Below are 23,668 nucleotides of genomic sequence, written 5' to 3'. Positions count from 1 at the left end.
CTCGAGGGCCGCAAGTCGTCCCTGACCAGCGTCAAGGCCTCCGGTTCGCCCGGTGCGGCGTCGTTGGTCAACCGGTCCCGAATCGCGTGATCTCGTACGGTCGGTCGGGCTCCGTTGGGGCCGTGGCGTCAGAACCCGTAGGATCACCCCGTGCTGCACAGACTCTCCACCTCCTTCATCCGAACCCTGCGCGAGGATCCGGCCGACGCCGAGGTCGCCAGTCACCGGCTGCTCGTTCGTGCCTGCTACATCCGCCGGGCCGCCCCCGGGGTGTACACCTGGCTGCCGCTGGGCCTGAGGACGCTGCGAAAGATCGAGGACATCGTGCGCCAGGGGATGGATGCCATGGGCGGCCAGGAGGTCCACTTCCCGGCTCTCCTGCCGGCCGAGCCCTACCAGGCCACCGGACGCTGGAACGACTACGGCCCCACCCTGTTCAAGCTCCACGACCGCAAGGACGGGGACTACCTGCTGGCTCCCACCCACGAGGAGATGTTCACCCTCGCGGTCAAGGACCTCTACTCCTCGTACAAGGACCTGCCGGCCATCGTCTACCAGATCCAGACCAAGTACCGCGACGAGGCCCGCCCCCGCGCCGGCATCATCCGCGGACGCGAGTTCGTCATGAAGGACTCCTACTCCTTCGACATCGACGACGCCGGGCTGGCCGCCGCCTACCAGGCCCACCGTGACACCTACGAGCGGATCTTCGCCCGCCTGGGTCTGGACTACGTCATCGTCAACGCCATGGCCGGTGCCATGGGCGGCTCGCACTCCGAGGAGTTCCTGTACCCCTGCGAGATCGGCGAGGACACCTTTGTGCGCTCCTCAAGCGGCTACGCGGCCAACGCCGAGGCCGTCACCACCGTGGTCCCCGATCCCGTGGACGCCTCCGGCATCGGCCCGGCGCGCGTCGTCGACACCCCCGACACCCCGACCATCGACTCCCTGGTCGACCTGTGCAACGAGGCCTACCCGCGGTCGGACGGGCGGGCCTGGACGGCCGCCGACACGCTCAAGAACGTCGTCGTCACCCTCATCCACCCAGATGGTGAGCGTGAGCTGCTGGTCGTCGGCGTGCCCGGGGACCGCGACGTCGACATGAAGCGCCTGGAGGCCGCCGTCGCCCCCGCCGAGGTCGAGATGGCCGGCGACACCGACTTCGAGACCCACCCCGAGCTCGTGCGCGGCTACATCGGCCCCACCGCCATCGGCCCCAACTCGCCGCTGCGGCGGGTGGAGAGGCTCGACGACGGGACCGAGGTCCTCACCGGCTCCGTGCGCTACCTGGTCGACCCCAGGATCGTGGAGGGAACCAGCTGGGTCACCGGTGCCAACACCGACAAGAAGCACGTCCTCGACCTGGTCATGGGGCGCGACTTCACCGCCGACGGCACCATCGAGGCCGCCGAGGTCCGCGAGGGCGACCCCGCCCCCGACGGCTCCGGCCCCCTCCACCTGGCCCGCGGCATCGAGATCGGACACATCTTCGAACTGGGACGCAAGTACTCCCAGGCCCTGGGGCTGACCGTCCTGGATGAGAACGGCAAGGCCCGCGTGGTCACCATGGGCTCCTACGGCATCGGCGTCAGCCGCGTCATGGCAGCGCTGGCCGAGGCCAACCACGACGACAAGGGGCTGTCCTGGCCGGTACAGATCGCCCCCTACCACGTGCAGGTCCTGGCCACCGGTAAGGACCAGGCGGTCTTCGACGTCGCCGAGCAGATCGCCTCGTCCCTGGACACCGACGGCGTCGAGGTCCTCTACGACGACCGCCGCAAGGTCTCCGCCGGCGTGAAGTTCGCCGACGCCGAGCTCCTCGGCCTGCCCTACACACTGGTCGTCGGCCGGGACCTGGCCAAGGAGGGGACCGTGGAGATTCGCGACCGTCGCACCGGCGAGCGTCGCTCCGTTCCCGCCGACGCCGCTGCGGCCGAGCTCAGCGCCACCGTCCGCGCCGCCCTGGAGGCCGCTGAGAGCCTGTGAGAGGCGGCGCTGGTATCAGCGCAGGGCGTGAGAGGCGAACACCTCGGACCCGGCTGCCCCTCCTGGTTCCTGTGCTGGGTCCCGGTGGCACTGCCTCAACGCTGGCTTTGGCCCGAGCCCCTTCCTCGGGGCGGCCTACTGCACGGGGGTAGGGGTGTACCGACCAAGGGGTGTGCGTACTGCACGAGCCCCCACACCTCATGGAGTACCCCCGCCCCCTGCCCAGCAGTCCCCGACCCTCGTGCAGTGCACGCCAGGCACCGCCCAAGTAACCGAGCCCGCCCCTGCCGGCAGGGCGAGCAACGACTCTCGCGCCCGGGAAACCTGCTCCACCGGTGTCTTGAGACGCCATGACGTCCGGAGTTCTCAGAAGCCATGAGACAACACTGCGCGGTTGACTCTCAGGCCGTGGGAGCTGAACCTCGCGGAGTAGCCCCATCGCACCGGTTGACCGGCGGACTGGCCGAGCACCCTCAAAAGACGGAAGGGTCAGGATGCCACTGGGCCGGAGGCCCCAACGATCCGGTGCTGCAGGTGTGACGCGTTGCCGCCACATGCGAGACGACGAGTCCTACGGGGATCTCCATCGGAGCGGGGTGCGCTGGTGCTGCCGTCCCGGGTCACTCCGCTGTACGGCTGCGCCTCGGGGCCGTGTCTGCCTGGATGTCGGCCAGGAGCTCCTCGGTCTCCTTCTGCTCAACCACGTGCTCGCGGGCCGGGTTGAAGACATTGTCTATGGGACCCAGGATGGCTCCGCGCGGGTCAGGCTTGCGACGCCGCCAGTAGATCCAGCCACGGCGCTCCATCCACAAGAAGAGCTGGTCCACGGCCGCCAGGGCGGCGACGACGGCCAGGACCGCTACGAGGAGGCGCACGTCAGGCGGCGTAGCCGGGCAGGGAGGAGAAGTCCGCGCCCCAGGCGGTGGCGCGGCGGGCGGCGTCGACCGCGCCGGTGACGGCCGCCTCGCGGGCCGGCGTGGAGGCCTTGGCGGAGCCGGCTTCCTGCACCTCTGACGACACGACGGCGGACCACACCTGCCGGGCCCAGGACACCTGCACGCTCACACTGGGGTCGGAGGACTCGGTCGGGGAGGCGTATGCGGCCAGTCGGGCGTCCTCACTGCCTGCGGCGACAGCGGTGTTGACGACGGCGGTCGCGGCCTTGGCGTCCTCGGTCGCCTGCTTGCGCTGGGGCTCATCACTTCGCGCCGCGATCTCCTCCATGGCGTAGCGGGCGGCGTCATAGGAGGTCAGGAGGCCGGCGCTGATCTTGCTGCCCTGGGCCACGTCCACACGTGGTGTGTCCGCCGAGCCGGCCTGGGCGAAGAGATCGTGCTGAAGGCTCCAGGCCACCGTCAGCGAGGTGAAGAGCCGGGCATCCTGCTCCGAAGCAGCGCCGATCGCCGCCCGGCGGGCCATGGTTGAGCCGTCGGCCAGGGCTGTGGCCAGGTCCTGCGCGGAGGCGCCTGCCGAGGCCGACGGAACCGGAGCGACCGTGGGGTAGGAGGACGGCACCTGCGAGGGCCACGGCTGCCACACTCCGCCCAGCGTCTCGAGCTGGGCATCGGCGGTCTGCTTGACGCCCTCGGCCAGTGAGACCGTCGTGCCCTCCGTGCCGCCGCTCTGCGCGACCACGCCCGCGGTGGAGGAGATCAGGGCCGCCTGGCGTGCCAGACCGTCACGAGCGGTCTCTGCGGGCGAGGCGGTCGGCAGGGATGCCGGTGAGCCCTTCCCCAGGCGCAGTCCGCATCCCCCCAGTGCGACCACGGCCGATGAGCCCAGGGCGAGTACCGCGGCGCGGCGCGTCATGCGGCGGCCTGAGGCTGCGTCGTCGGAGCCGGTGGGTACCTGGAGGCCGTTCGTCTGGGTGGGGTGGGCGGAGCGAGGAGTCTTCACTCGGGAATCCTCCCACAGACGACGGGTAGCATGATCCCGACCTTGACCAGGCCTCGACCACATCGACCACGTTTCGCTCGAGCCGTCCGCTCGGGCCCGTACGGGAGGAAGAACGACATGGCAGCCCACGACCCTCGGCAGAGGGCTGATGCTCTGGCCCGCAGCCTCACCGACCTGCTTGCTCCTGTCGTCGCCGACACCGGGCTCCACCTCGAGGGAGTGGAGACCACCCGGGCGGGCAAGTACTCGGTTGTGCGCGTCTTCGTGGACCTGGCCGACGGCCCGGGTGACCTCGACCTGGACGCCCTGGGGCCGGTGACCGCAGCCGTCTCACAGGCCCTCGATGAGGCCGACCCTGTCAAGGGTCAGTACACCCTTGAGGTCTCCACTCCCGGAGCCGAGCGCGAGCTGAGCACCCTGCGTCACTTCAGACGTGCCGTTGGTCATAGTGCCCGCCTGCGTGCCGCCGGTGAGGAGCTCACCGGCGTCGTCACGGCGGCCGACGCTGACGGTGACGACGGTGAGGGTGATGGCGACGGCCTGGTCAGCATCGAGGTCGACGGCGTCGAGCACCGCATCGCTCTGAGGGAGATCTCCGAGGCGCAGATGGTGGTAACCGGGCTCTAGATCCGTTGCAACAGGCCGAAGGATTATAAGATGCCTGCTGCGGATAGCCTCCGGGAATAATGTATGACCTGATAACTGATAGGTTGATGGACCGACCCGGGAAGACGTGTATGGACCACCCGGCCCGTCACGGGCTAACGTCGTCGGAGAGCCCAGCGCACACCCGCCTAGCGGACCAGAGAGGACCCAAGGACCCATGGACATCAATATGCCGGAGCTGCGAGGTGCTGCCGACGAGCTGGGCATTGACCTGGACAACCTGCTTCCCGCTATCGAGGACGCCATCCTGGGTGCCTACTCCAAGGTCCCCGGAGCGATCCGGGGCGCCCACGTCGAGATCGACCGCCGTTCCGGGCACATGAGCGTCCTGGCTCCGGAGGTCGATGAGGACGATCAGCCCACAGGGGAGTACTTCGACGACACCCCTGACGACTTCGGCCGCATCGCCCAGGCGACGGCCCGCAGCGTCATCGTCCAGCGCATCCAGGACCGCCGTGACTTCGAGGTCCTGGGGGCCTTCAAGGACAAGACCGGTGAGCTGATCTCCGGCACCGTCGAGCAGGGCCGGGACCCCCGTATCGTCTACGTGCGTCTGGACGAGGAGCACGAGGGCATCATGCCTCCCCATGAGCAGGTTCCCGGTGAGCGCTACCGCCATGGTGACCGTGTGCGCGCCTACGTCACCGACGTCTCGCGCGGCACCCGCGGGGCCCAGATCATCCTGTCTCGCACCCACCCGGGTCTGGTGCGCAAGCTCTTCGAGCGCGAGGTCCCCGAGATCTCCTCCGGCGACGTCGAGATCGTCTCGGTGGCCCGCGAGGCCGGGCACCGTACGAAGATGGCCGTGCGCTCCAAGATTCGCGGTGTGAACGCCAAGGGTGCCTGCATCGGTCCCATGGGGCAGCGGGTGCGCGCGGTCATGACCGAGCTCGGTGGAGAGAAGATCGACATCGTGGACTACTCGGAGGACCCGGCGCGTTTCATCGCCAACGCTCTGTCGCCGGCCCGTGTGGCGGCCGTGGGCGTCATTGACGCCGAGGAGCGCACCGCCCGCGCCATCGTCCCCGACTTCCAGCTCTCGCTGGCCATCGGCAAGGAGGGGCAGAACGCCCGCCTGGCCGCCCGCCTGACCGGGTGGAAGATCGATATCCACGCCGACGCCGAGTCCGGCGAGATCACCCCCGGCCAGGGCTCCCAGTCCGACGACGTGACAGGTGCCTCAGGGCTGGGCGACTGAACCGGCCTTCCCGGGGATGTAGACTTTCCGGCGGACCTTTGCGGGTCCTACGCCGGGACGTCCCGGTTGTAGCTCCCGCGTCAGCGGTTGCAGAGCAGCGGAAGGACACCGACGGACGGTGGCGACCACCCCTCACGTGCCCGAGCGCACCTGCATCGGCTGTCGGCAAAGGGCCCCGCGGGCGCAGCTGCTGCGTCTCGTGCTGACGCCGAGCGGCGAGCTCGACGTCGATGCCCGGGCCGTCAGACCCGGGCGCGGTGCCTGGATCCACCCGGATCCCGAGTGCCTCACCCTCGCTGAACGACGACGCGCCGCTTCGCGTGCCCTGCGCACCGGCGGGCCACTGGACGTGGCCCGGGTCCGCGGGTTCCTGGAGCGGAGGATGGTCAATGACGGCGAGATCCCCGCTGCCCGACCGGGTGAGCGGACCACCGATAGCGAAGGCGGGTAGGAAGCCGATGGGCACCCGATGAGTACCCAGCGATGAGCTGCCTCTAGAAGCACCCACCCCTGTCCGGGGTGGGAAACCGGACAGGAGAAAAGTGGCTAAACCACGCGTTCATGAGCTCGCCAAGGAGCTCGACCCCACTGGCAAGAAGGTCACCTCGAAGGTGATCCTGGCCTGGCTCAAGGACCAGGGAGAGTTCGTCAAGGCGGCCTCCTCCGCGGTCGAGCCCCCCGTCGCTCGCCGGGTTCGCGAGCACTTCGCCGCCCAGGTGCAGGAGGCACCGGCGGACACTCAGGCCGACCATCCGGCCAAGGCCGCCTCCCCGGCTCCCAAGCCGGGCAAGGCCGCCCCCAAGCCCGGAGCGGCCGCTAAGCCGAAGCCCGCAGCCGGTGCTACGGACGCGACGGCTAGCTCCGCCGCTCCCAGGACGGGCGCCGGTGCTCCCAAGCCCGGCGCCCCGGCGGCCGGCCCCAAGCCCGCAGCCTCGGCTCCCAAGCCCGGTGGCAGTGCTCCGGCCGGAGCGGGTGCCGCGAAGCCCGGGACCCAGGGCGGTGCCTCCACCCCCGACGACGCCCCCAAGGCATCCAGGCCCGGTGCCGGTGCTCCTAGGCCGGCGGCTGCATCCGGAGCGCCCACGCCCGGTCCTCGCCGCAACGCCCCGACGCCGGGGCCGCGTCCCGGGGCTCCGCGTCCCGGCAACAACCCCTTCGCCACCTCCCAGGGCATGCCCCGTCAGGGTGGCCAGGGAGGCCGAGGCGGCCAGCGCTCGGGCCAGTCACGCTCGGGTGCGCCGCGTCCCGGCAACAACCCCTTCGCCACCTCCCAGGGCATGCCCCGCCTGGGCGGCTCGGGCGGTCCCCGTCCCCAGGGCGGCCCGCGCCCCGGCGGCCCCCGTCCTCAGGGCGGTGCACGGCCTCAGGGAGCCGGTCGTTCCGGTGCCCCGCGCCCGGGCGGTCCGCGTCCCAACCCGGGCATGATGCCCGGCCAGTCCTCCATCGGCCGTCCCGGCGCCCCGGCGCGTGGCGGTGCCGGCGGCGGTGGCCGCGGCTCGCGTCCCGGTGGTGGCGGCCGTCCCGGAGGCGGCGGTGGTCGTCCCGGAGGCGGTTTCGGCGGGCCTCGCGGTGGTCGCGGTGGCCGCGGCTCCACCCAGGGCGCCTTCGGACGTGGCGGTGGCGCCCCGCGGGGACGCAAGTCCAAGCGGGCCAAGCGCCAGGAGTTCGAGCAGCAGAGCGCGCCGTCGATCGGCGGTGTCATTGTCCCGCGCGGTGACGGCTCCACCCCGGTGCGTGTGCGCCAGGGCGCGACGCTCACCGACCTGGCCGAGAAGATCAACGCCAACCCTGCGGCCCTGGTGACCGTGCTGTTCCACCTCGGTGAGATGGCCACGGCCACCCAGTCCCTCGACGAGGACACCTTCGCCCTCCTGGGCGCCGAGCTGGGCTACAACGTCCAGATCGTCTCGCCCGAGGACGAGGACCGAGAGCTGCTGGAGTCCTTCGACATCGACCTCGAGCCCGATGAGGACGACGCCAACCTCGTGCCGCGGCCCCCGGTGGTCACGGTCATGGGACACGTCGACCACGGTAAGACCAAGCTGCTGGACGCGATCCGCTCCACCGACGTCGTCGCCGGCGAGGCCGGGGGCATCACCCAGTCCATCGGTGCCTACCAGGTCCGCGTCAACCTGAACGACGAGGATCGTTCGATCACCTTCATCGACACCCCCGGTCACGAGGCCTTCACGGCCATGCGTGCCCGCGGTGCCGAGGTGACCGACATCGCCATCCTGGTGGTGGCCGCCGACGACGGCGTCATGCCCCAGACCGTTGAGGCCCTCAACCACGCACAGGCGGCCAATGTGCCGATCGTCGTGGCGGTCAACAAGATCGACAAGGAGGGCGCCAACCCGGACAAGATCCGCGGCCAGCTCACCGAGTACGGTCTGGTCCCCGAGGAGTACGGCGGCGAGACGATGTTCGTGGACATCTCCGCCAAGCAGCGTCTCCACATCGACGAGCTCCTCGAGGCCGTCCTGCTCACAGCGGATGCCGCCCTGGACCTGCGGGCCAACCCGGAGACCGAGGCCCGCGGCGTCACCATCGAGGCCAAGCTCGACAAGGGCCGCGGTGCCGTGAGCACCATCCTGGTCGAGCGCGGCACGCTGCGGGTCGGCGACCCGATCGTGGCCGGAAGCGCCTACGGGCGCGTGCGGGCGATGTTCAACGAGCACGGGGAGAACCTCACCGAGGCCGGGCCCGCCCGTCCGGCCCTGGTCCTGGGACTGACGAACGTGCCCAGCGCCGGCGACTCCTTCATCGTCGCCCCCGACGACCGCACGGCCCGTCAGATCGCCGACAAGCGTGAGGCCGCCGAGCGCGCCGCCCTGCTGGCCAAGCGTCGCAAGCGCGTGTCCCTGGAGAACCTCAGCGACGTCCTCAAGGAGGGCAAGGTCGACACCCTCAACCTCATCCTCAAGGGTGACAGCTCGGGTGCGGTCGAGGCCCTGGAGGACTCCCTGCTCAAGATCGATGTCGGCGAGGAGGTCGCCCTGCGCGTCATCCACCGTGGTGTGGGTGCCATCACGCAGAACGACGTCAACCTGGCCACGGTGGACTCCGCCGTCATCATCGGCTTCAACGTCCGGCCCGCTGAGCGGGTCTCGGAGATCGCCGACCGCGAGGGCGTCGACATGAAGTTCTACTCGGTCATCTACAACGCGATCGAGGACGTCGAGGCCGCCATGAAGGGCATGCTCAAGCCCGTCTACGAGGAGGTCGAGCTCGGCACCGCCGAGATCCGGCAGATCTTCCGCTCCTCGAAGTTCGGTTCCATCGCCGGCTCCATCGTCCGCTCGGGCATCATCAAGCGGGGTACCAAGGCCCGCCTGGTGCGTGACGGCGTCGTCATCAACGGCGATCTGTCCATCGAGACACTGCGCCGCGAGAAGGACGACGTCACCGAGGTCCGCGAGGGCTACGAGTGCGGTATCAACCTGGGCTTCAAGGACATCGCCGAGGGCGACGTCATCGAGACCTGGGAGATGCGCGAGAAGCCTCGCGACTGAGCGCTGCCGCCTCAGTAACAACGGCGGGCCGGCCACCCACTCGGTGGCCGGCCCGCCGGCGTCATCAGACTGCCCTGAGATCGGTCGGTGTGATGTCGTCAGATGCGTGCGTTGACGTCCTGGTATCCGGAGTCCTCGCGGGTCCCGCCCATGCCGTCACCGACCTCGCTGTAGTGACGGATCACCGTCACTGACCGGACCCACTTGATCATCTTGTACCCGTGGCTCGTTTCGCAGCGCAGTCGCAGTGGGGCGCCGAACATGCCCGAGAGCGGCTCGTCATTGCGGTCCCAGGCCAGGATCGTGTCATCCTCGAGGGCCATGTCCAGTGAGAGGCACGTGTAGTACGGCTCGACCGGGCGCCCGTCGTGCATGTGCTGGGCCATGCCGAAGGACTCGAACATCACCCATCCGGCCTCGGGGTCGACCTGGCCGACCTGCTCGAGCAGATCCCGCACCCGGATCCCCGTCCACTTGGCGATACCCGTCCATCCCTGCATGCAGGTGTGCATGGTGATCTGGGACTGGCTGGCGATCGCCTTGAGCTCTTCGAGGGAGAAGGACGCCGGCTCCGAGACCATGCCACCTACTTCGAGGCGGAAGTCGGCGAAGTCGTTCGCCGCCAGCTCCTGGTACTCCGGGGACTCCTCACGCGAGGGGGTACGGGTGTTGACCCAGTGGAACTTGGAGATGTCCTTCTCCGTCCACGGCCTCTTGGCCGCCTGCTGGGAGTTGAAGCGGTCCACCGTGACGTGGCGGATCCCCCGCGTGGCGTCCCACAGGATCCGCTGGCTGCGGCGCGTGTCCGTCAGCGTCCAGTAGGACATGGCGATCCACAGTGCCACGACGACGATGATCGTCGCGATCACGGTGACGTAGGCCTGACCCACACGGCTGGGGTCGTAGTAACCGAAGACGATGTGGGTGAGGTTGTGGGGCGCGTGCACGATGAACACCAGGCCCACGTGGACGACGGCGAAGCCCAGGTAGGTGAACATGCCGATCAGGTGCAGGGAGCGGGCGGCCTGGCGTCCACCGAACATCTTGGCGTACCAGGGGAAGCGCCCGACGACTGCCGGAGACATGACCGGGCCCGTCACGATCATCAGCGGGGCGGCGATGAAGACGATGAAGAAGTACCCCAGCTGCTGAAGGCTGTCGTAGGGGGTGAAGTCGCACAGGGACGGGGTGCGCAGGTGCGCGTAGGTCAGTAATGAGTCCCAGGCGTCGGGCAGGATCCGCCAGGTCGTCGGAACCAGGCGCTGCCACGCCCCGGTGCCCACGAGGAAGACGACATACACGACGCCGTTGAGCAGCCAGAAGCTCGTGGCTACTCCGTGCCAGGCGCGTCCTAACCCGATCTTGGCCCGGCCGGGCAGCGAGATGAGTGGGGAGAGGTCGCGCTGGTCGTCTCGAGCGGTGAAGGCGCCCTCCTCGAGGGGCACCTTGTCCTTGGTGAACCGGATCCACTCGGAGCCGGGCTCGCACTGGTCCTTGAGGTAGAAGCGCGGGTGCGAGGCGATGATCTCGATGCCTGAGCGGATGAGGACGCCCATGAGGAGGAAGTTGATGAAGTGGGTGACGCGCAGCCACAGTGGAAAGGTCTCGGTGTCGACGCACTGCTGGGCGACGTCGTTGACGGTCTGTGCGGCTAGAGGCAGAAGGGACATCGTCGTGCCTAACAAAACGGGATGAAAACACTTGCCGTACAAACAATTGTACTGCTGATCATCGGTTTTATGCAGGGTTTTGTGACGGTGTGTTTCGATCAGCTCTGCGGGGTGAGAGTTGTAACCCAAGAATGCCTTACCTAAATAACAAAGTATGTTGTTGTCAAAATGATCGGCACCTCGGCCGTCGGCCGATTCGACACGTTGAATATATATGGTTTATTTCTGATGAAATGGGGCCGATCGGTCGGTGGGCTGACGGAGTAGTACCGGATTGCTCCGTAAGTGGACAGCGTGGTGCTTGTACGGTGGCTGCCAGACGCGGAAGACATCCGCCGTCTCCTGAGATACACGGAGGTACTCTCATGTCATCCGCTGCCACGGCTGAGGGGGCGACCTCCCGACGCGCTCGCCTCATTGGCAAGGGGTGGATCCAGGGCGTCGCCCTGGTCATGCTCTTCGGATTCACCGTCATGGGCCTGCTGGCCTATCGCACCTACACCAACTCCATGCCTCAACCGGAGAGGGTTGTCACAGAGAGCGGCGAGACCCTCTTCACGACGCAGGACATCACCGAGGGGCAGAAGCTCTTCCAGGCCAGAGGCCTCATGGAGTACGGCTCCATCCTGGGGCACGGCGGCTACCTCGGCCCCGACTTCACCGCCGAGTACCTCCGCATGGAGGCCACGAGCGTCAAGGAGCAGCTTGCCTCCCAGGGCGTCGACGACCCGGCCGCCGCCACCAAGGAGATGCTGCGGACCAACCGCTACGATCCCTCCACGGGGACCCTGGTGTGGACCGATGAGCAGGTCAAGGCCTACAACGACGCCGTCGGTCACTACACCAAGATGTTCGGGCCCGATGCCCACAGCCATGGTCTTAAACCGGATCTCATCACTGATCCCGTCCAGGTCAAGCAGGTGACGGCCTTCTTCGGCTGGACCGCTTGGGGCTCGTCTGCGCAGCGCCCGGGTCACGACTACTCATACACGAACAACTGGCCCCCGGAGTCCCTGGTCGGCAACGCGCCCACGGGAGACCTCATGATCTGGTCGGTCCTGTCGCTGATCGTCCTCATCGGCGGAACCGGGGTCATGTTCGCCATCTACGGCCGCTGGAGCCAGAAGATCGGCTGGCACTCGGAGGAGGCCCCGGCCCTGTCCTTCCGACAACCCGAGGAGATCGGACTGACCAAGTCGCAGAGGGTGGTGGCCTGGTACGTCTTCACCATCGCCGCCCTGTTCCTCGTGCAGACGCTCCTGGGCGCCCTGGCCGAGCACTACCGGGCCGACGTGCTGTCCTTCTTCGGCCTCGACCTGGGCAGGCTCCTGCCCTTCTCACTGGCCCGCACCTGGCACGTCCAGCTCTCCTTGTTCTGGACCGCCATCGGGCTGCTCGCGGCCGGCCTGTTCCTGACGCCTTTCATCGCCAGGCGCGAGCCGAGGAGGCAGCACGTCCTGGTATGGACCCTGTTCATCGCGGCCACGGTCGTCGTCGTTCTGTCCTGCCTGGCCGAGGGGGCCAGCCAGCACGGTCTGAGCTGGGCCAAGGGGCCGCTGTTCTCCCAGCAGTGGGAGTACCTCGACCTGCCCTTCGTCTTCCAGGTCCTGCTCACCGTGGCCCTGTTCGTCTGGGTGTTCATCATCTGGCGCGCCATGCGCCGGCGCCTGAGCAACGAGCACGTGGCCAACATGCCCTGGCTGTTCATGTTCGCCGCGCTGGCGATCCCGGCCTTCTACGCCGTGGGGATGATGGCCCGCACCGGTACCCATGTCACCGTCGCCGAGTTCTGGCGCTTCTGGGTGGTGCACCTGTGGGTCGAGGACTTCCTCGAACTGTTCACCACCGTCATGGTCGCCTACGTGTTCGTCCTCCTGGGCGTCGTCCGGGAGAGGATCGCGCTGGGCATCATCTTCATGGACATCATCCTGTACTCCGCCGGTGGCGTCATCGGGACCATGCACCACCTCTACTTCTCCGGCACGCCGGTGGAGCACATGGCCCTGGGCGCCTTCTTCTCAGCCGCCGAGGTGATCCCCCTGACCTTCCTGACGGTGGAGGCCTGGGCCTTCATGCAGCTGGGCGCCAACCGTCACGGCAAGGAGGCGGGGCCCTTCCCGCACCGCTGGGCCGTCATGTTCCTCATGGCCGTCGGCTTCTGGAACTTCCTGGGTGCCGGTGTCTTCGGCTTCCTGGTCAACCTGCCCATCGTGTCCTACTACGAGATCGGCACCGCGCTGACGGCCAACCACGCCCACGCCTCCATGATGGGGGTCTACGGCTTCATGGCGCTGGCACTGGGAATGTTCGCCCTGCGCTACCTGGTACCGGTCGACAAGTGGCCCGAGAAGCTCGCCAAGACCTCCTTCTGGAGCCTCAACATCGGCCTGGCCTGGATGTGCTTCGCCACCCTGCTGCCGCTGGGCATCCTCCAGCTGCGCTACTCGGTGGGCACTGGCTACTTCGAGGCCCGCCAGCTCACTTACGTCACCAACTCGGTCAACACGATCATCGAGTGGGGACGGATGCCCGGAGACCTCATCTTCATCATCGGCGGAGTCCTGCCCTACCTCTACATCGCCTTCCTGGGACTGAGGAACTGGCGTCGCGGACGGACGGTGGACACCTTCGCCGAGGACGCCCTCTACGAGGAGATCAAGGGCGGGCGCAAGGCCTGGCGCGGTGAGCGCGCGGAGCTGAACGACTGATGGGCTCACCCGACCTGAGCGTGTGGCTCATCTCCGCCTACGCGCTCATCATGCTGGCCGCCGCGTGGGTCGTGGACGTCCTCGGCTCACGCAGCGCCCGGCACTCGATGTCCTGGCGCCACTCGGACTTCGTCTACCACGACGACGTCGACGGCTGGAGGTGCCACGAGGACCAGTGGCTGTGGCCCACCGCCTTCGACCCGGACAAGCGCGTCATCCGCTATGAGGGGGCCCACGCGATCTGCGGGCGCTGCCCGTCCAAGGACAGCTGCTCACCGACTCCCGGCCCGCGGGAGATCACCCGGCCCGTTGACCCGTGGCCCTACTCCGACGCCGGACGCTTCCATCGCGGTGTGGGCCTGGTCATCGCCTGCGTCGGCGTCTTCATCCCGCTGCTGCTCATGATGGCCTTTCACGCCGTCGGCGACCTCATCGTCCTGGGCACAACGGCCGTTGTCGTCATTGTCACCGGAGTCCTGCCGCTGGCCCGCCACCTGTGGAGCACTCCTGACAACGCACCGGCACACCTGCCCCACGTCGGCTCCCAGGAGTACCGGGAGGCCGAGGAGTCCCGTCGCTTGGCGGCGAGCGCCCCAGCCGGACCCGTGCCGGTGACGATCGGCTCTCGCCCCTCGGGCTACCGCTCGGTGCGCGAGGCGGCCGAGGCGATCGCCGCCGCTCAGGCGCGTGCGGCGGCGTCGGGGCGGTCCGTGCACGTCTCCTTCGTCGCCGAGCCCGACGGCGTCGGGAAGGCGGACGGCGGGACTGCCGCCTCCGCAGAGCCCGAGCTGCGCCGTGTCACTGCCCTGCGCACCCGCAGACGAGTACCGGTCGCCGGTGCCGAGCTCGGCTCGGACGGTGTTCGTGATGGTGCCCGTGGTGGAGCTCGGCGCTCATGGTCCTCGGCATGGAACGAGGCCACCGACACCACAACCAGATGATCCGGCCCCAGCCCTGACCCGCTTCGACCCACCTTCCTGAAGGACCCTTCATGACTACTTCCGTCTCCGCCGTCGTGGCGCTCGCCGTCCTCGTGCTGCTCGCCCTGGCGCTCTCGCTGAAGATCATCACCCAGTACGAGCGGGGCATCGTCTTCAGGCTGGGGCGCCTGCGGCCCGTCTACGAGCCCGGTCTGCACCTGGTCGTCCCCTTCCTCGAGCGCCTGGTACGGGTCGACACCCGAGTGGTCACCCTGACCATCCCGCCACAGGAGGTCATCACGGAGGACAACGTGCCGGCGCGCGTCAACGCCGTCGTCCTGTTCAACGTCACCGACCCGGTCAAAGCCGTCATGGCGGTGGAGAACTACGCGATCGCCACCTCCCAGATCGCGCAGACCACACTGAGATCCGTCCTCGGGCGGGTCGACCTGGACACCGTGCTCGCCCACCGCAGCGCCCTGAACGCCGACCTGCGCGACATCATCGAGAAGCTCACCGAGCCCTGGGGTGTGGAGGTCAGCGTCGTCGAGATCAAGGACGTCGAGATCCCCGAGCAGATGCAGCGGGCCATGGCCCGTGGTGCCGAGGCCGAGCGCGAGCGCCGTGCCAAGATCATCAATGCCCGCGGTGAGCTTCAGGCCTCCGAGGAGCTGCGCCAGGCGGCGGACACGCTCTCGAAGTCACCGGCCTCCCTCCAGCTGCGCTACCTGCAGACCCTCCTGGAGCTCGGCGCCGACCAGAACTCCACAGTCGTCTTCCCCCTCCCGATGGACATCATCGGTCCGCTCCTGGAGCGTTTCAGGGCCGAGGCCGGTTTGCCGGACGCGGATGAGGACGGCGAATGAGCTGGTGCACGGCGTCGCCGATGAAGACCGCGACCGCCGCCCACACCAGCACCATGGCCGCCCAGCGCGCCGGCGGGATCTGCTCATGGAAGACGGCCCAGGCCAGAAGGAACTGGATGGTCGGGGCGATGTACTGACTCATCCCCACCACCGACAGCGGTACCCGCCTGGTCCCTGCGGCGAAGAGCAGCAGGGGCACGGCCGTGACCGGACCGGCCACCACGAGCAGAGCCATGATCTGCCAGCCCTGGTCGGGGGACTGCCAGGCCGACTGCCCCTGCCAGGCCAGGCAGCTCAGGTAGGCAAGGGCGATAGGCGCCACGACGGCGCTCTCCACCGTCAGTCCGGTCAGGGCATCCACGTCAGGCCCGATCCGCTTCTTGACCAGCCCGTACAGGGCGAAGGAGAAGGCCAGGGCCAGGGAGATCCACGGCAGCGAGCCCTGGAGCACCACCAGGAGCGCGACGGCGGCGCTCGCCAGCACGATCGAGACCCGGTGGACGGGGCGCAGCCGCTCGCGCAGGACCAGCGAGGCCAGGGCCACCGTCACCAACGGGTTGATGAAGTAGCCCAGGGCGGCATCGGCCGTGCGTGCGGTGTTGACACCGTAGACGTAGACGAGCCAGTTGACCGAGACCAGGAGTCCACAGACGGTCAGCGCCCCCAGCAGTCGGGGCGTGCGGCAGACGCGGGCAAGGCTCGCCCAACGGCGGCGCGCGGCGATGAGCGCCAGACAGGTGCCCAGGGTCCACACGATCCGGTGACCGATGATCTCCACACTGCCGGCCGCGGACAACAGGTGGAAGTAGAGGGGGAAGACGCCCCACAGGGTGTAGCAGCCGATGACCAGGGCCATCCCGGTACCGTCGAGCGCCCCGGAGGCCGACGCCGGCCCTCGGGCGCCTGCCGGAGAACTCGGCGTCGCGGAGGGTTCGGGTTCCAAGGAGGATGCACCGGGGGAGGAGCTCATTGTGATCTGTTCCTGATCCGTTCGCGCTCGGGGATGGCGGCGGTGACAGCGTCGCCGCTCCACGTAGCATAGTGAGGCGCACTGGATCGCCTCGGAAGGGCTCGCTCTTTCGCGGGCGAGGACGACGCGCCGATCGGTCCCGATCGCTCAGCCCCGGGCCTCACAGACCCGGCCCCCGCACGTGAAGGAGCCCCGCCATGGCCGACGCCGCCCGCGCCCGCAAGGTCGCCGACCGCATTCATGAGACCGTCGCCCGCCTCCTTCAGGGGCGTATCAAGGATCCGCGCCTGGGCTTCGTCACCGTCACCGACGTCCGTGTCACCGGCGACCTGCAGCAGGCGACCATCTTCTACACCGTCTACGGCAGCGACGAGGAGCGCGAGGAGACGGCCAAGGCACTGCGCTCGGCCAAGGGCCTCATCCGCTCAGAGGTCGGCAAGGCCCTGGGGATCCGTCTCACCCCGTCCCTGACCTTCCAGCTCGACGCCCTGCCCACGACCGCCAAGACCCTCGAGGACGCCCTGGCTCAGGCCCGCGTGCGCGACGCCCAGATCGCCAAGGCCGCCGAGGGCGCCACCTATGCGGGAGAGGCCGACCCCTACCGCCACGACGACGAGGACACGGGCGAGACCGACGAGGATGATGAGCAGACGGCCGATCAGGGGCCGGCTCGGGACGCAGAGGGCCTGTGAGCGTCTCCGATCAGGCCGAGCCGGTGGAGCGGGCCGGTGGCGATAACGACCACCACCGTGCGCGTCGGCGCCGCCCCGACGTCCCTCGCGGAGCCGTCCCAGCCTCCGACGGGATCCTCCTGGTGGACAAGCCCCAGGGGCTGACCAGCCACGACGTCGTCGGTGCCACGCGGCGCCTGGCCGCCACCCGCAAGGTGGGGCACGCCGGCACCCTCGACCCCATGGCCACCGGCCTGCTGCTCCTGGGCGTCGGACGCGCCACCCGATTCCTCACCTACCTGGTGGGAGCGGACAAGACCTACGCGGCCACCATCCGCCTCGGGCTGGAGACCACTACCGAGGACGCCGAGGGCGAGGTCACCGCAGCCCACGGCTGCCGGATCGACGACCTGTCCGGGGACCGCCTCCAGAAGGCACTGGCCGGCCTGACCGGACAGATCCAGCAGGTGCCCAGCGCCGTCTCGGCCATCAAGGTCGACGGCGTGCGCGCCTACAAACGGGTTCGCGACGGGCAGGACGTCGAGCTGGAGGCCAGGCCCGTCACCATCCACGATCTGCGCCTGACCGGAGAGCCCCGTCAGGCCGGTGTCGACCTCGCCGGTGCTGCGGCAGGGGGAGTCGCAACGGGCGCCGAGACGGACGGAGCCGAGGGCGAGGTCCAGGTCGTGGACCATGATGTCGTGGTCTCCTGCTCGTCGGGCACCTACGTGCGAGCCCTGGCCCGTGACCTGGGCCAGGCCCTGGGGTGCGGCGCGCACCTGACCGCGCTGCGGCGCACCGGGGTCGGCCCCTTCGACGTCGGTCAGGCCAGCACCCTGATCGAGCTGTCCGAGCAGGTCGAGACCGACGCCGTCACCCCTGACCCGCGCGGAGCCGCCACAGTCCCGTTGGAGGAGGTGGCCCGGCGCTGCTTCGAGCGGCTCGCCCTCACAGAGCCCGAGGCTCGCGGACTGCGCCACGGTCAGCCGCTCGACGCCGCGGTCCTGGAACGGGCCGAGGCGCCCGAGGGCCGGTTGGGGGAAGTGGCCTCCAAGGGGATCTCCAGGCAGCGCGTCGTGGCCGGATTCGCTCCTGACGGGCGGCTCGTGGCACTGTTGAGGCATCAAGGCTCGCGCGCGCGTCCGGTGCTGGTCCTCGACCCGGCCTGAGACGGGCTCGGAGTCGAGCCGCCGGCTCGTCCGGCGTGAGCAGACATGATGAGTGCCTTTATCTGAGGAGATCTGATGAGCCAGACCGGTGGGTGCAGCTGCGGATGCGGCGGTCACGCCAAGCAGAGCGAGCGGGACGAGCGGGCGGCCGCTCCCGAGGTTGCCCAGCCCCTGGGTGAGGGCTACCGGCCCCAGCCCGTGCAGACATCGCCGGAGGACGTGGACGCCGTCGCAGTCGCCACAGCGGTGACGACTGCGCTGGGGGCGGCGGCCCCGCAGGGCGTCACTCCCGGACACAAGACCGGCAACCTGCTGGGCCTGCGTGACGTCTCCGCGTCCGCCTCGAGCGGCGGCGGTTGCGGCTGTGGCGGTCACTGAGTCCGGTGCCTTCACACGCTGCGGCGCTGAAGGGCCTCGGTGACCGTCGTCAGGCGTGAGGGCGCCTCAGCCTCCTCATAGCGCCCCAGGGAGAGGTCCTCCACGATCCGTCCGTCCACGAGCACCAGGACCCGGTCCGCCCGGACCGCCACCTGGGCGTCGTGGGTGACCATGACGAGAGTCGTTCCCGAGGCGTGCACCTGACCGAGCAGGTCGAGGATCTGCAGCGCGGTGGCTGAGTTGAGCGCTCCGGTGGGCTCGTCGGCGAACACGATTCCGGGATCATTGATCAGGGCCCGGCAGATGCCGGCTCGTTGGAGCTGGCCTCCGGAGACCTCGGTGACGCTGCTGGCGGCCAGCTCGGCGATCCCCATGCGTTCCATGAGCTCCTCTCCGCGCGCCGTGACCTCGGGGCGCGGACGCAGACCCGCCAGGAACCCGGGTAGGACGATGTTGTCCAGCAGGCACAGAGTGGCCATGAGGTGGGCCTGCTGGAAGACGAATCCGAAGCGCGTCAGCCGTAGCGCCGCCAGCTCCTTCTCGCTCAAGGTCGTCATTTCTGTGTCTCCCAGGAGCACTGAGCCGTCAGTGGGCCGGTCCATGCCGCTCAGGCAGTGCAGGAGGGTGGACTTCCCGGATCCGGAGGGGCCCATGATGGCGACGAACTGCCCCTGCTCGATATCCAGGTCCAGCTTCGTCAGAACGGGGCTCTGGTAGCTCTTCGACAGGCCCCGGGCACTCAGGGCGGGACCCGTGGTCCCGGCCGGTGTCGTGCTCGCAGCGTTCAGGCGGGCGTTGGTGGGGATCGAGGTGTTCATCGTTTCTCTCTCATTCGCCGGTGGTCAGAGCAGTGGACAGGGACATGGTGCGAAGGCGTCTGAGTGCCAGGGCGACCGCGCCGATGACGGTGGCCAGCAGCGCACCCGGCAGGAGCAGTCCCACCAGCCACGGGTTGGGGAGAAGCTGAAGATCGGGCGCTCCTCGAGAGGACATGGCAGCCCCGATCGCGGAGGCTCCCAGTGTGAAGGAGCCCAGCAGCCCCAAGGCGATACCGGTCAGGGCCAGGACGCCGAAACGGATGAGGTACTGACGGGCGATGGCGCCCCTGGTGCAGCCCAGTGCGAGGAGGACGCCCAGCTGGGGCCTCTCCCTCGACACGACCAGGACGGTGAACAGGACGGTGATGAGGAAGGACAGTCCCAGTGCGATGGCGCAGGCCATCATGGTGATGCGGTGAACCTGGGAGCCGGTGGCCCCGAAGAACTGGGAGGCGTACTGGTTCATGCCGATCGCCTGGACGCCCGGGTACTTCTCGTTCAGGTCACGGGCGAAGGCGCTGGCCTGGTCCGGGGAGTGGGCATCGGCGTAGATGACCTGCCACAGCGCGGGAGCGCCGTCGTCGAAGGTGGCCTTGGCGGTCTTCCCGTTGTTGGTGATGTCCTGGTAGACGCCCGTGACCGTGAGGTCCTTGTCCCCGTCGGCGGTCTGCACGGTGACCGTGGATCCCTCCTTCGCGCCCGTGGCCTCGGCCTGGCTGTAGGACAGGGAGACCTCGTCGTCCGTGGTGGGACCATGTCCGGAGATGTACTTCATGGGGAAGGCCTCGTGATTTCCGATATCGATGATCACCGGCTCCCAGCCGCCACTGCTCGTGGACATCTTGTAGCTGCGGCGCAGTACCGTGGTGTGCCGGGTGATACGGGGGTCGGAGTCGACCTCCTTGTCCACCGTGGCCAGGTCCTGGACCCCGGTGCGCACGTCGATGCGCAGATCCGCCTGGCCGACTCCCAGATAGGTGGCGATCTGCGGATTGCTCAGGGTGGTGGAGACATTGGTCGGCAGCACCATGGTGAAGGTGCACAGCGCCAGGACGCCGAGCAGCAGCGCGTTGGAGGGGCGTAGCGCCTCACGCGCGCCGAGCCATACCTGGACCGGAAGACGACGCACGCTACTGAGCCTCCACCGCTGACGGCGCGGGCGCAGGGAGGCGCTGGTGCCGCTGTGCAGGGCCTCGATCGTCGAGATGCGTCCGACGCGTCGCAGGGACAGCCACGTGAAGCCGACGATGATCGCGGCCAGAACCAGCACCGCGAGGATGGGGATCCCCACGCTCCAGACGGTCCTGGGTGGCGTGCCCAGGTAGAGGGTCGTGGGGGCCTCCAGCTGTGCCGCCAGGGGCTGGCCCGCTGCGTAGCCGATGATCGCTCCCACCGCTGACAGGGCCAGGTACTTGATCACGTAGAGGCGGCGTATCCGGCTGTGAGGCGCTCCGATGGCCTTGAGCACGGCGATCTGGGCCAGGTCCGACTCGATGGCCGCCAGCACTGTGTAGCGCAGGGCGAGGATGGCGACTACGGCCAGCACGATCGCCACCACCAGGGCCACGGCCACGATGAGCATGGTGTTCAGGGAGTTCATGAGCTGAATCATCGAGGCGCTGATGTTGATGCCGTTGCTGGGCAGGCCCGCTTCCTTATAGCTGCTGATGACGGTTCCGGGGCGGGCGGAGCCGGTCAGGGTGAACTCGATGAGGTACTCGGGCTCGCTGATCTGCTGCTCCAGGGCGGAGAAGTCCTTAGGTGAGACCACGAGGCGCTTGGAAGTGATCATGGCGGCATTCATCTGCGCGTCGCGTGCGAAACCCACCACTTTCAGCGTCGTCGTCCTGCCCCCGGCGGTGACGGTGACGGTGTCACCGACGTCGGCGGCCTCGATCGCCCGGTAGTGGATCGGCAGAACCACCTCGCCCGGCCTCGGGTCCACGGGGTTGCCTTGATCATCGAGCAGCAGGTCGAGGCGCTTGGGGGAGGTGACGAAGGCGGGCTCACTGTAGGACTCGCTCTGGTTGCGGCCGTTGATCGTCAGCTCTTGGCGCGGTACCGGCAGGGTCTTGATGACCTCGTGATCGGCGATGTCGCTGCGCGTCGCGGCCCACTGGTCAATGGTCTCGGAGTCCACTGTCCCGGTGTGCATCTGGACCAGATCCGGCAGCTTGGCCTGGGTGGACAGCCGGCTCGTTGCCGACAGGCTGTCCACGATCAGGGACGTCCCGGCCGACATCAGCGTGGCCGCCAGGGCGATGAGGGCGGTCAGGGTGGCGGCCACGACGGCGCCGCGCGCCAGGTCGGCCTTGAGCAGTCGCGTCAGCATGGCAGCGGCCTCCTTGAGTCTTTCTCTCCGGTCTCTGTGTCTCTTTTCTCGGTCACGTGAACGGTTTCGAGGTGAACCGACCATCGGTCGATATTGAGAATAGACCGACGGTCGGTTCACGTCAAGGCGGGTCTGCGGCGATGAGGTCGCGCCCGAAGGCGTGACCGTGGCAGGGTTGTCCCGCACAAGCAACCTTCCCCGACCTGTCTGTGCAGTTCGGGAGCATGCGGACAAGGGTGCAGGTAAGGATGCAGGCGGGGACGCGACGCGTCCCTCGAGGAGACGAGAGCAGGGATATCGGCAGTGGAGGTCTGGTACGGCGCCGAGCAGGTGCCAGCGAGCCTGAGCGCGCCGGGCGGAGTGGGGTCCGTGGTCACCATGGGGATCTTCGACGGCGTCCACCGCGGACACCAAGCGGTCCTAGGACGCGTCGTCGAGCTCTCCTGTGAGCTCGCCTGCGACGGCGAGCGGCCACTGGCTGTCGCGGTCACCTTCGACCCGCATCCCCGCAGCGTCCACCAGCCGGAGGTGGACCTGCCCCTCATCACCTCCTTGACCGACCGCCTGGCCTCCCTCAAGGACCTCGGTCTCGACGCGGTCCTGGTCATCACCTACACCCTCGACTTCGCCGCCCAGAGCCCGCAGGACTTCGTGCGCACCTGGCTGGAGGGGCTGCTGGGGGCGCGAGCGGTCGTCGTCGGTGATGACGTGCGCTTCGGCTGCCGCAACTCCGGCGACGCCACCACCCTGGAACAGATCGGCCGCGATGACGGCTTCGAGGTCGAGATCGTCTCCAAGATCCGCTCGGAGGAGGGACGGCGCTGGTCATCGACCTGGATCCGCCAGTGCCTCAAGGACGGAGACATGGGGCGGGCCAGCCAGGTTCTGGGCCGTCCCCACCGGCTGCGCGGCGTCGTCGTGCGGGGGCTGCGCCGTGGGCGCGAGCTCGGGTTCCCCACTGCCAACCTGGAGGCCGCCACCGCCGGCGTCGTGCCGCCGGACGGCGTCTACGCCGGCTGGCTGGTTCGAGGCAGTAGCGCCGAGGCCGGTGGCCAGCGGCTGCCCGCCGCCATCTCGATCGGCACCAACCCCACCTTCGACGACGTCCCCCAGCGCACGGTCGAGGCTCACGTCCTGGGACGCGCCGACCTCAACCTCTACGGCGAGGAGGTGGGGATCGAGCTCGTCGAGCGCCTGCGCCCCATGCTCGCCTTCGACGGACTGGACCCGCTCCTGGTCCAGATGCGCGCCGACATCGAGGACACCGCCCGGATCCTGGATGTCCCGGTTCCTGATCCGATCCGTCCCGAGGACGTCACCGCGCAGTAGCTCTGGTGCCGGAGCGGGGCCCGGGGCGTGCTCGCCGTCGGAGCGGCGCCGTGGCAGCCCGGTTCTGCCCTGGAATTGTGCCGGTTCACACAGCCTCCGGTGCGATCGGGAGGATGCGGCGCTGGTAAGGTTGGCGGGCCGTCGATCGGCCACGGATACCTCATGCCCGGGAGAACCTGCCCCGGCGCTCCGTGCAACGAGACCCGAAGGAGTCCGCATGTCGGTTACCGCAGAGCGCAAGCAAGAGATCATCGCCGAGTACGCCACCCACGAGGGTGACACGGGCTCCCCTGAGGTCCAGGTCGCCATCCTCACCGAGCGCATCTCCAACCTCACCGAGCACTTCAAGGGCCACACCCACGACCACCACTCGCGTCGCGGCCTCTACCTGCTCATCGGTAAGCGCCGCCGCCTGCTCGACTACCTCATGAAGGAGGACATCGAGCGCTACCGTGCCCTCATCGCCCGCCTCGGCATCCGCCGCTGAGCGAGCTGACAGCCTCGAACCGTGCGGCCCGGTCCCATTGTTGGGAGCCGGGCCGCACGGCGTGTCGAGGAGAGTCTTCGCCTCTCCTGGAC

19 protein-coding genes are annotated in these 23,668 nt (G+C 68.7%); 13 read left to right on the top strand and 6 right to left on the bottom strand.

What is annotated here, in order from left to right:
• The first annotated feature begins 150 nt into the window (after nt 1–150).
• Entirely contained in the window at nt 151–1,986 is a 1,836-nt protein-coding gene (locus BKH33_RS12190) for a proline--tRNA ligase (protein ID WP_003784625.1), read from the top strand.
• A 620-nt stretch (nt 1,987–2,606) separates the two neighbouring features.
• On the opposite strand, the gene BKH33_RS12185 is transcribed toward BKH33_RS12190, so the two are convergent.
• Together BKH33_RS12185 and BKH33_RS12180 are read right to left on the bottom strand one after the other, a co-directional pair.
• Nucleotides 2,607–2,861, bottom strand: a complete 255-nt coding sequence (locus tag BKH33_RS12185) for a hypothetical protein (RefSeq protein WP_003784630.1) — start codon at nt 2,859–2,861, stop codon at nt 2,607–2,609.
• A gap of 1 nt (nt 2,862) precedes the next feature.
• A complete protein-coding gene (locus BKH33_RS12180; RefSeq protein ID WP_003784629.1) occupies nt 2,863–3,882 on the bottom strand; it encodes a hypothetical protein in 1,020 nt (339 codons plus the stop codon).
• A 117-nt stretch (nt 3,883–3,999) separates the two neighbouring features.
• On the opposite strand from BKH33_RS12180, the gene BKH33_RS12175 reads away from it, so the two are divergent.
• The 4 genes from BKH33_RS12175 (at nt 4,000) to infB (ending at nt 9,258) form a co-directional block, all read left to right on the top strand.
• Entirely contained in the window at nt 4,000–4,509 is a 510-nt protein-coding gene (locus BKH33_RS12175) for a ribosome maturation factor RimP (protein WP_003784636.1), read from the top strand.
• A 196-nt stretch (nt 4,510–4,705) separates the two neighbouring features.
• Entirely contained in the window at nt 4,706–5,746 is a 1,041-nt protein-coding gene (gene nusA, locus BKH33_RS12170; RefSeq protein ID WP_003784634.1) for a transcription termination factor NusA, read from the top strand.
• 118 nt (nt 5,747–5,864) lie between these two features.
• On the top strand, nt 5,865–6,197 hold the full coding sequence (locus BKH33_RS12165; protein ID WP_003784627.1) for a YlxR family protein: 333 nt from the start codon (nt 5,865–5,867) through the stop codon (nt 6,195–6,197).
• Nucleotides 6,198–6,288: 91 nt separating this feature from the next.
• Nucleotides 6,289–9,258 (top strand): translation initiation factor IF-2, encoded by a 2,970-nt coding sequence (gene infB / locus BKH33_RS12160; protein ID WP_076142776.1) that lies wholly within the window; start codon nt 6,289–6,291, stop codon nt 9,256–9,258.
• 98 nt (nt 9,259–9,356) lie between these two features.
• Here infB and BKH33_RS12155 read toward each other — a convergent pair whose 3' ends face one another.
• Nucleotides 9,357–10,928, bottom strand: coding sequence for a molybdopterin-dependent oxidoreductase (locus tag BKH33_RS12155; RefSeq protein ID WP_076081440.1), 1,572 nt, complete (start codon nt 10,926–10,928; stop codon nt 9,357–9,359).
• Nucleotides 10,929–11,293: 365 nt separating this feature from the next.
• Between BKH33_RS12155 and BKH33_RS12150 the strand changes: the two genes are divergently transcribed.
• From BKH33_RS12150 to BKH33_RS12140, 3 genes are read left to right on the top strand one after another with little or no spacing between them, the layout of a single operon-like run.
• On the top strand, nt 11,294–13,636 hold the full coding sequence (locus BKH33_RS12150; protein WP_003782549.1) for a nitric-oxide reductase large subunit: 2,343 nt from the start codon (nt 11,294–11,296) through the stop codon (nt 13,634–13,636).
• Entirely contained in the window at nt 13,636–14,577 is a 942-nt protein-coding gene (locus BKH33_RS12145; RefSeq protein ID WP_003782553.1) for a hypothetical protein, read from the top strand. Before BKH33_RS12150 ends, BKH33_RS12145 begins: the two co-directional genes overlap by 1 nt.
• Nucleotides 14,578–14,627: 50 nt before the next feature.
• Entirely contained in the window at nt 14,628–15,422 is a 795-nt protein-coding gene (locus tag BKH33_RS12140; RefSeq protein WP_076081438.1) for a slipin family protein, read from the top strand.
• On the opposite strand, the gene rarD is transcribed toward BKH33_RS12140, so the two are convergent.
• Complete coding sequence (gene rarD, locus BKH33_RS12135; RefSeq protein ID WP_076142775.1) at nt 15,376–16,392, bottom strand: EamA family transporter RarD; 1,017 nt, start codon at nt 16,390–16,392, stop codon at nt 15,376–15,378. The genes BKH33_RS12140 and rarD overlap by 47 nt on opposite strands.
• Before the next feature lie 197 nt (nt 16,393–16,589).
• Between rarD and rbfA the strand changes: the two genes are divergently transcribed.
• The 3 genes from rbfA to BKH33_RS12120 all read left to right on the top strand — a co-directional run bounded on the left by rbfA (nt 16,590) and on the right by BKH33_RS12120 (nt 18,610).
• On the top strand, nt 16,590–17,084 hold the full coding sequence (gene rbfA / locus BKH33_RS12130) for a 30S ribosome-binding factor RbfA (protein ID WP_003786016.1): 495 nt from the start codon (nt 16,590–16,592) through the stop codon (nt 17,082–17,084).
• Nucleotides 17,081–18,232 (top strand): tRNA pseudouridine(55) synthase TruB, encoded by a 1,152-nt coding sequence (truB, locus tag BKH33_RS12125; protein WP_003786022.1) that lies wholly within the window; start codon nt 17,081–17,083, stop codon nt 18,230–18,232. Before rbfA ends, truB begins: the two co-directional genes overlap by 4 nt.
• Before the next feature lie 75 nt (nt 18,233–18,307).
• Nucleotides 18,308–18,610 (top strand): hypothetical protein, encoded by a 303-nt coding sequence (locus tag BKH33_RS12120; RefSeq protein ID WP_003786018.1) that lies wholly within the window; start codon nt 18,308–18,310, stop codon nt 18,608–18,610.
• An 11-nt stretch (nt 18,611–18,621) separates the two neighbouring features.
• On the opposite strand, the gene BKH33_RS12115 is transcribed toward BKH33_RS12120, so the two are convergent.
• Both BKH33_RS12115 and BKH33_RS12110 read right to left on the bottom strand, forming a co-directional pair.
• Complete coding sequence (locus BKH33_RS12115; protein WP_003786029.1) at nt 18,622–19,428, bottom strand: ABC transporter ATP-binding protein; 807 nt, start codon at nt 19,426–19,428, stop codon at nt 18,622–18,624.
• Nucleotides 19,429–19,438: 10 nt separating this feature from the next.
• A complete protein-coding gene (locus tag BKH33_RS12110; RefSeq protein ID WP_076142774.1) occupies nt 19,439–21,760 on the bottom strand; it encodes an ABC transporter permease in 2,322 nt (773 codons plus the stop codon).
• 303 nt (nt 21,761–22,063) lie between these two features.
• On the opposite strand from BKH33_RS12110, the gene BKH33_RS12105 reads away from it, so the two are divergent.
• On the top strand, nt 22,064–23,089 hold the full coding sequence (locus BKH33_RS12105) for a bifunctional riboflavin kinase/FAD synthetase (RefSeq protein ID WP_003786024.1): 1,026 nt from the start codon (nt 22,064–22,066) through the stop codon (nt 23,087–23,089).
• A 217-nt stretch (nt 23,090–23,306) separates the two neighbouring features.
• The gene (gene rpsO, locus BKH33_RS12100) at nt 23,307–23,576 is read left to right on the top strand and encodes a 30S ribosomal protein S15 (RefSeq protein WP_003786006.1); all 270 of its coding nucleotides are present in this window, start codon (nt 23,307–23,309) and stop codon (nt 23,574–23,576) included.
• The last annotated feature ends 92 nt before the right edge of the window (nt 23,577–23,668 follow it).

It is taken from the genome of Actinomyces naeslundii, assembly GCF_001956585.1.
In the GTDB taxonomy this organism is placed as follows: domain Bacteria; phylum Actinomycetota; class Actinomycetes; order Actinomycetales; family Actinomycetaceae; genus Actinomyces; species Actinomyces naeslundii.
Note: the sequence above shows the minus strand (reverse complement) of the source record. Positions and strands in the feature narration are given on the sequence as shown.

Excerpts from the sequence above, each read along its gene's own strand:
- BKH33_RS12175 (WP_003784636.1), top strand. The coding sequence starts at position 4,000 with ATGGCAGCCCACGACCCTCGGCAGAGGGCTGATGCTCTGGCCCGCAGC.
- nusA (WP_003784634.1), top strand. The coding sequence starts at position 4,706 with ATGGACATCAATATGCCGGAGCTGCGAGGTGCTGCCGACGAGCTGGGC.
- BKH33_RS12155 (WP_076081440.1), bottom strand. The coding sequence starts at position 10,928 with ATGTCCCTTCTGCCTCTAGCCGCACAGACCGTCAACGACGTCGCCCAG.
- BKH33_RS12150 (WP_003782549.1), top strand. The coding sequence starts at position 11,294 with ATGTCATCCGCTGCCACGGCTGAGGGGGCGACCTCCCGACGCGCTCGC.
- BKH33_RS12145 (WP_003782553.1), top strand. The coding sequence starts at position 13,636 with ATGGGCTCACCCGACCTGAGCGTGTGGCTCATCTCCGCCTACGCGCTC.
- BKH33_RS12140 (WP_076081438.1), top strand. The coding sequence starts at position 14,628 with ATGACTACTTCCGTCTCCGCCGTCGTGGCGCTCGCCGTCCTCGTGCTG.
- rarD (WP_076142775.1), bottom strand. The coding sequence starts at position 16,392 with ATGAGCTCCTCCCCCGGTGCATCCTCCTTGGAACCCGAACCCTCCGCG.
- rbfA (WP_003786016.1), top strand. The coding sequence starts at position 16,590 with ATGGCCGACGCCGCCCGCGCCCGCAAGGTCGCCGACCGCATTCATGAG.
- BKH33_RS12120 (WP_003786018.1), top strand. The coding sequence starts at position 18,308 with ATGAGCCAGACCGGTGGGTGCAGCTGCGGATGCGGCGGTCACGCCAAG.
- BKH33_RS12115 (WP_003786029.1), bottom strand. The coding sequence starts at position 19,428 with ATGAACACCTCGATCCCCACCAACGCCCGCCTGAACGCTGCGAGCACG.
- BKH33_RS12110 (WP_076142774.1), bottom strand. The coding sequence starts at position 21,760 with ATGCTGACGCGACTGCTCAAGGCCGACCTGGCGCGCGGCGCCGTCGTG.
- rpsO (WP_003786006.1), top strand. The coding sequence starts at position 23,307 with ATGTCGGTTACCGCAGAGCGCAAGCAAGAGATCATCGCCGAGTACGCC.